Below are 5,759 nucleotides of genomic sequence, written 5' to 3' on the forward strand. Positions count from 1 at the left end.
CAGGCGGCGGCGAGCGCGAGGGCGGCGGCGAGGCCGATGCCGCGCGACGCCCCGGTGACGAGCGCCGTGCGGCCGGCCAGCCCGGTCACCGGCTCCAGCCGGCGGCGCCGTGCGCCAGGCGGAGGAACTCGTCGCGGGTGCGGCCGTCGTCGCGGAACGCGCCGCGCAGCGCGCTGGTCACCGTCATCGAGTTCTGCTTCTCGACGCCGCGCATCATCATGCACAGGTGCGCCGCCTCGACCACCACGCCGACGCCCTTGGGCGCGAGCACGTCCTCGAGCGCCGCGGCGATCTGCTCGGTGAGCCGTTCCTGCACCTGCAGCCGGCGCGCGAACACCTCGACCACGCGGGCGAGCTTGCTCAGCCCGACCACGCGCCCGTTCGGGATGTAGGCGATGTGCGCCTTGCCGTAGAACGGGAGCATGTGGTGCTCGCACAGCGAGTACAGCTCGATGTCCCGCACCATCACCATCCCCTCGCTGTCCACCTCGAACAGCGCGTCGCCGATGACGTCCCTGACGTCCATCTGGTAGCCGCGCGTCAGCCAGGCCATCGACTTGGCGACGCGGCTCGGCGTCTTCAGCAGCCCGTCGCGCTCGGGATCCTCGCCGAGCAGCTCGAGCTGGCGGCGCACCAGCCCCTCGAACTCGCGCTGGCACTGCTCGCCGCCCGCCCCCTGCGCGCCCTCGAGCGACGCGTGGTCGCTCGGGTAGAGGCGCACGACGGCGGCCTCACTCCCCCTCGTATTCGACATAGTTGTTCTCGGTCTCCCAGAGCCGGAGCCGCGTGAGGCGGGCCGGCGCGACGTGCGGCGCGATGACGCGCCAGCACTGCACGACGATGTTCTCCGACGTGGGGTTGACCCCCGCCATGAAGTCCACGTCGAGGTTCAGGTTGCGGTGGTCCACCTTGTCGACGAACTCGCGCTCGACGACGCGCGCCAGGTCGCCCAGGTCCACCACGTACCCCGTGCGCGGGTCGATCGGCCCGGCGACGGACACCTCGAGCACGTAGTTGTGGCCGTGCCAGTTCGGGTTGTTGCACTTCCCGAACAGGGCGCGGTTCTCCTCGTCCGAGAGCGCGGGGTTGTGCACGCGGTGCGCGGCGTTGAAGCGCAGGCGGCGCGTGACGGTGACGTGGGGCATCGCGGGGGGTGGGGGGGCGCCGGCGGGGCGCCCGTGGTCAACGCCGAGGCCGGGGGGCGGTTCCCTGGCGCCCGACCCGGCTAGATTCAGGCCTCCGGCCCGTCGATCGCCCCCGCCCCCGCCCGCCCCGCCCCATGGACCTCTGGACCGTCGCCGCCCTGCTCCTGCTCGCCGTGTGGGCGGCCGGCACCTTCGCCTTCCCGGCGCCGGGGTGGGTGCACGCGCTGCTGACGGCCGGAGTCTACATCCTCATCTGGCGGATCGTGGCCCGCGCGACCCCGGACCCGCGCGACGGCGACGCCCCGCGGCGCTGACGCCGCTGACACAGCGGGGCGTCGCGGTCAGGGCTGGCGCAGCCGCATCTCCAGCGCCTCGGCGAGCCGCGCCTCCAGCACGCCGGTCGTCGCGCAGTCCACGGTGCCGGTCGAGCCCTCGACCGACGTGCCGCGCGCCAGCACCTGCGTGCGCAGCCGCGACCCCTGCCCGTCCGGCTCGACGATCGAGGTGACCTGCAGCCGGATGAGGTGCACGTCGGCGCCGGGCGCGCCCGACGGCGTGGTCCCGCACTCGAGGTAGCGCGACAGCGGCACCTTGTTCAGCTGCCGCCGCAGCCCGGTCGCCGACGCGAGGTAGGTGCGCGACTGCCCGGCCTGCGGGCCGCCGGTCAGCCCGAGGTCCGCCAGCGCGGCGGGGAGGGTCGCCCACATCCGGTCGGGCGTGGCGGGCGAGCGGTGCGCGACGAGCCGCGTGTCGCGCATCAACTCGATGTCGTTGGTCATCGGCGACGCCGACGAGACGACGGTGCGCGTGGTCTCCACGGGTCCGCCGCTCCCGCCGCTGCCGGAGGCGCAGGCCGCGAGGGAGAGGACGACGAGGGGCGCGAATGGACGCATCGGAAGCGGGGGTGAGGCGGTCGCCTGCGGGTGACGTCCCCAAGGTACCCCGCGGACCCGCGCTCGGCACGCGCGCCGCCCCTGTCGACGGGGCCCCGCGCGGCGCACCTTGGCGCGCCCCCCGGCGCTGTTCCTGGCCGCCGTCCCCCACACCCCGCCCGGCCATGCGCTCCCCCCGCCTCGCGCCCCTCACGCTCGCCGTCCTCCTGGCCGCCGGCTGCCGCGAGATCGCGGACCTGGAGGACGCGGGCGACTTCTTCCGGCTCGAATCGGTCAACGGGCGGACGGTGCCGGCGCAGTACCAGCGGGGCGACGGGCGGACCGCGTACGCGGCGTGCGGCACCATGCAGCTCCTCGACGGCGCGCGGTTCGCGCTCGCCTACGAGCGCACCTACGTCGCCGGCACGGCGGCGCCGGAGATCGTGCTGCTGCAGGGCACGTACGCGCGGCCGTCGGACACGACGATGACGCTGCACGTGGCGCAGCCGGCGGCGGAGGTGCTGACGGCGACCAGGTCGGGGGCGCGGCTCGCCGTCACGGTCGAGGGGGCGCCGTTCGTTTTCCTGCGGCCGTAGCGTGCGGTCGCGGCGCCCGTTCGGCGCCCTTTCGCTCCGGCGAAACGTCGGGGGGGCGTCGGTCGTCGCTCGCGCGACCCGCTCGCCTGTCCCTCCCGTCGCGCCGATGCCGATCGCCCCGCCCGTGCACGCCGTAGCAGCGCCCGCGCGCGTTCCCGCGCTGGACGGCCTGCGGGGCGTCGCCGTGCTGCTCGTCCTGGCGTCGCACGTCGCGTCGGGGTGGCGCGTCGACGGCGTGGGCCACTGGCTGCTGGCGCCGTTTGCGTCGGGGTGGCTCGGCGTCGACTTGTTCTTCGCGCTCTCCGGCTACCTGATCACCGCGCAGCTGGTGGCCACGCGCGGGGCCGCGGACTACTTCCGGGCATTCTACCTGCGTCGCCTGCGACGGATCTGGCCTCTACAGCTGCTGCTGCTGGCGACGCTGGCCGCGGTCGCGTGGGGCATAGCGCCGGACACGGCGTGGGGCGCCCAGGCGCGCCCGCAACTCCCGTGGCTGGTGGCGCACCTCGCGAACGTCCCGATCGCGCTCGAGCAGAGCTTCGCCGCGCTTCCCGCCGGGACCTCGCACCTCTGGAGCCTCGCGGTCGAGGAGCAGTTCTACGCCGTGTGGCCGCTCGTGGTGGCGGTCGTCGCGCCGCGCCGTCTGCTGGGCGTCGCCCTGTGCGGCGCGCTCGCCAGCGTCGCGGCCCGACTCGCCATGGGCCTCGCCGGCCACGCCACCGAGGCGTTCGTGCTGCCGGTGACGCGCGCCGACGGCCTGATGCTCGGGGCGGCGGTCGCGGCGGCGGGGCGCCACGTCACGATCCCCGTCCGCGGCGTGGGCCTCGCGGCGCTCGGCGTCTATCTCGCCGTCGCGATGCTGGAAGGCGCGACCTGGCAGCTCCATCCCGGAGTCCAGGGGATCGGCCTGCTCGCGTGCTCGGCCGCCGCGGCCGGGCTGGTGGCGTGGGCGCGCACGGGGCCCTCCTCTCCGCTCGACGCGGCGTGGCTGCGCTGGTGCGGGCAGCGCTCGTACGGCCTGTACGTCTGGCACTTCCCCGTCATGCAGGCGATGGACACGCTCGCGGAGCCCGCCCCCGGCGCCGCGGGGCTGCCGGCCGTCGCCCAGCGTCTCGCGGCGGTCCTGGTGACGTTCCCGCTCGCGGAGGCGAGCTGGCGGTGTTGGGAACGGCGGTGGCTTACCCCCCGGCGACAGGCCGACGCGTCGCCCCGTGAGGCGCCCGCTATCGCGGCGTGAGCGCCTCGCGTCGGAAGTGGCGCGACGACCCGACCCTCGTGATCTCCCGGCGGCGCACCCGAGCGGAGATGCCTGTAGCGGCCGTCAGATCTCCCAGTTGGAGAGCACCACCCCGCCCTCCGCCACCGGCGCCTCCGGATACCCGTCGAGCGTCATCCGCAGGTCCGACCACCGCACGCGCCCGCGCAGCGTCACGAGCTCGCGGTACATGCGCTCGTACACGCCCTGCACCCGCACCGCCGCGCGCCGCGTCCCGCTACGTCGCGCGAAGTCGGCCACCGCGCGCATCAGCGCCGGGAGCGTCGCCGGGTCGGCCATCGCGAGCTTCAGCACGCGCAGCTCCTCGCGCACGCGCCCCTCGACCAGCGGCACCGAGTGGCAGAGCGCGAACGCCGCCAGCGCCCCGTCGTTCCCCCACAGCAGCACCGTGTCGCCGAGCGCCAGCTCCTCGGTCAGCGCCAGCTCGCGCGTGAAGTCGATGCCGGGCTGCAGCCGGTCGGTGAGGGCGCGGCACTCCGCCAGCGCGTCCTCGCGGTCCCGCGCCGGCAGGCGCCCGAGCAGCACGCCGGAGTGGTCGGCCGGCGCGGCATCGACGGTCAGCGTCAGCGTGAGCCGCCCCGGCGTGAAGCCGAGCGCGGAGTAGAAGCCGATGTTGTCCATCGTGCGCGGCATCGTCTCGAGGCCGATGGTGCGCGCCTCGCGCCGCCGGAGCCAGTCGATCCCGGCGCGCACGACGTCCTTGCCGAGCCCCTCCCCCTGCAGCTCCGGGCGCACCGCGAGAGGGCCCATCCACCCCTCGGCGCCCGAGCGGTGCGCGACGTTGAACGCCGCCACCTCGCCGCGCTCGCCGCGCCAGAGCATCGCGCCGTCCTGCGCGTCGTCGATCGCGTAGCGCCAGATCTGCGGGTTGAGCGCCGGCACGCGCACGCCGACCATCCCGTCGCGGCGGTAGCGCTCGGTGAACGCGTCGCTGAACACCTCGTTCAGCGCCGGGATGTCCTCGACGCGGGCCTGGAACGGCCCCTCGACCATGCGCGGCGCGCGCCACGTGCGGAGCCCGGCCATCAGGACGCCTCCTGCAGCAGCGGCGCGTCGTCGTCGGGCGCCGCCGGCGCCGGCGCCGCGTCGTCCTGCTCGACCACCGAGCTCCCCCGCTCCTCGTCGTACCGCACGCGGATCACCTGGTCCAGCCCCTCCCGCACGTCCTCGATGTGCGTGATGACGATGACCTGCTCGAACCGGTCGTGCAGCCGCCGCAGCAGCTCCACCACGTTGGCCCGCCGCGCCTCGTCGAGCGAGCCGAACACCTCGTCGAGGATCAGCAGCGAGAAGCTCTGCCCGGCGCGGTCGGCGATCATCTGCGAGATCGCCAGCCGGAGCACGAGGTTGGCCAGGTCCTCCTCGCCGCCCGAGATCACCGGCTTCGGCACGCCGTCCTCGAGCACGACGACGTTGTACTGGTCGTCCAGCTCCAGCTGCGAGTAGCGCGCGTCCGTCAGGTGGTCGAGGAACTGGCTGGCCAGCTCGGACAGCTCGGGGCGCAGCTGGAAGTTGAGGTCGGTGCGCAGGTCGGAGTACGCGCGATCGAGCTCGTCGTGCAGCCGCTTCTCCGCCTGCAGCGCGTCGAGCCGCGCCTGCACCTTGGCCAGGTCGCGCCGCGCCTGCTCGGCGGACTCCAGCGCCTCGCGGGCCGTGCGCGCCTCGCCGTGCGCCTGCACCGCCGCCAGCTCGGCGGCCCGCGCCTCCAGCTCGGCGCGCTCGTGCACCGCGCGCACGTCGGCGAACCGCTCCTCGTCCATCTGCACCCCGGCCCGCCGCGCCCGCAGCTCGGCGACGCGCGCGCGCAGCCGCTCCAGCGCCGCCGCCGCCCGGCCGCGCGCGGCGAGCGCCTGCGTCTCGCGGCCGACCA

At 75.2% G+C, this 5,759-nt stretch carries 8 protein-coding genes; 3 read left to right on the forward strand and 5 right to left on the reverse strand.

Translation table 11 applies throughout. From position 1 onward, the window contains the following. Window positions 1-85 precede the first annotated feature (85 nt). The gene (gene folE, locus PYV61_RS19825; protein ID WP_275834859.1) at window positions 86-721 is read right to left on the reverse strand and encodes a GTP cyclohydrolase I FolE; all 636 of its coding nucleotides are present in this window, start codon (window positions 719-721) and stop codon (window positions 86-88) included. Window positions 722-731: 10 nt separating this feature from the next. Continuing rightward, window positions 732-1,145 carry a 6-carboxytetrahydropterin synthase gene (locus PYV61_RS19830; RefSeq protein WP_275834861.1) on the reverse strand — a complete coding sequence of 138 codons (414 nt, stop codon included), beginning with the start codon at window positions 1,143-1,145 and terminating at the stop codon, window positions 732-734. A 134-nt stretch (window positions 1,146-1,279) separates the two neighbouring features. Here PYV61_RS19830 and PYV61_RS19835 point away from each other — a divergent pair, with 134 nt between their 5' ends. Beyond that, window positions 1,280-1,459, forward strand: coding sequence for a DUF5670 family protein (locus PYV61_RS19835; protein ID WP_275834863.1), 180 nt, complete (start codon window positions 1,280-1,282; stop codon window positions 1,457-1,459). A gap of 27 nt (window positions 1,460-1,486) precedes the next feature. Here the strand turns inward: PYV61_RS19835 and PYV61_RS19840 are convergent, their stop codons facing one another. Beyond that, the gene (locus PYV61_RS19840) at window positions 1,487-1,963 is read right to left on the reverse strand and encodes a hypothetical protein (RefSeq protein WP_275834866.1); all 477 of its coding nucleotides are present in this window, start codon (window positions 1,961-1,963) and stop codon (window positions 1,487-1,489) included. A 239-nt stretch (window positions 1,964-2,202) separates the two neighbouring features. On the opposite strand from PYV61_RS19840, the gene PYV61_RS19845 reads away from it, so the two are divergent. Further along, a complete protein-coding gene (locus PYV61_RS19845; protein WP_275834867.1) occupies window positions 2,203-2,613 on the forward strand; it encodes a hypothetical protein in 411 nt (136 codons plus the stop codon). Between the two features lie 106 nt (window positions 2,614-2,719). After that, window positions 2,720-3,850 carry an acyltransferase gene (locus tag PYV61_RS19850; RefSeq protein WP_275834869.1) on the forward strand — a complete coding sequence of 377 codons (1,131 nt, stop codon included), beginning with the start codon at window positions 2,720-2,722 and terminating at the stop codon, window positions 3,848-3,850. Window positions 3,851-3,934: 84 nt separating this feature from the next. On the opposite strand, the gene PYV61_RS19855 is transcribed toward PYV61_RS19850, so the two are convergent. Beyond that, a complete protein-coding gene (locus PYV61_RS19855; protein ID WP_275834871.1) occupies window positions 3,935-4,915 on the reverse strand; it encodes a GNAT family N-acetyltransferase in 981 nt (326 codons plus the stop codon). Next, window positions 4,915-5,759 (reverse strand): SbcC/MukB-like Walker B domain-containing protein (locus PYV61_RS19860; RefSeq protein ID WP_275834873.1); only part of this gene is annotated, 845 nt, incomplete at its 5' end. The genes PYV61_RS19855 and PYV61_RS19860, both read right to left, overlap by 1 nt.

This window comes from Roseisolibacter sp. H3M3-2 (assembly GCF_029211165.1).
Taxonomy (GTDB): domain Bacteria; phylum Gemmatimonadota; class Gemmatimonadetes; order Gemmatimonadales; family Gemmatimonadaceae; genus Roseisolibacter.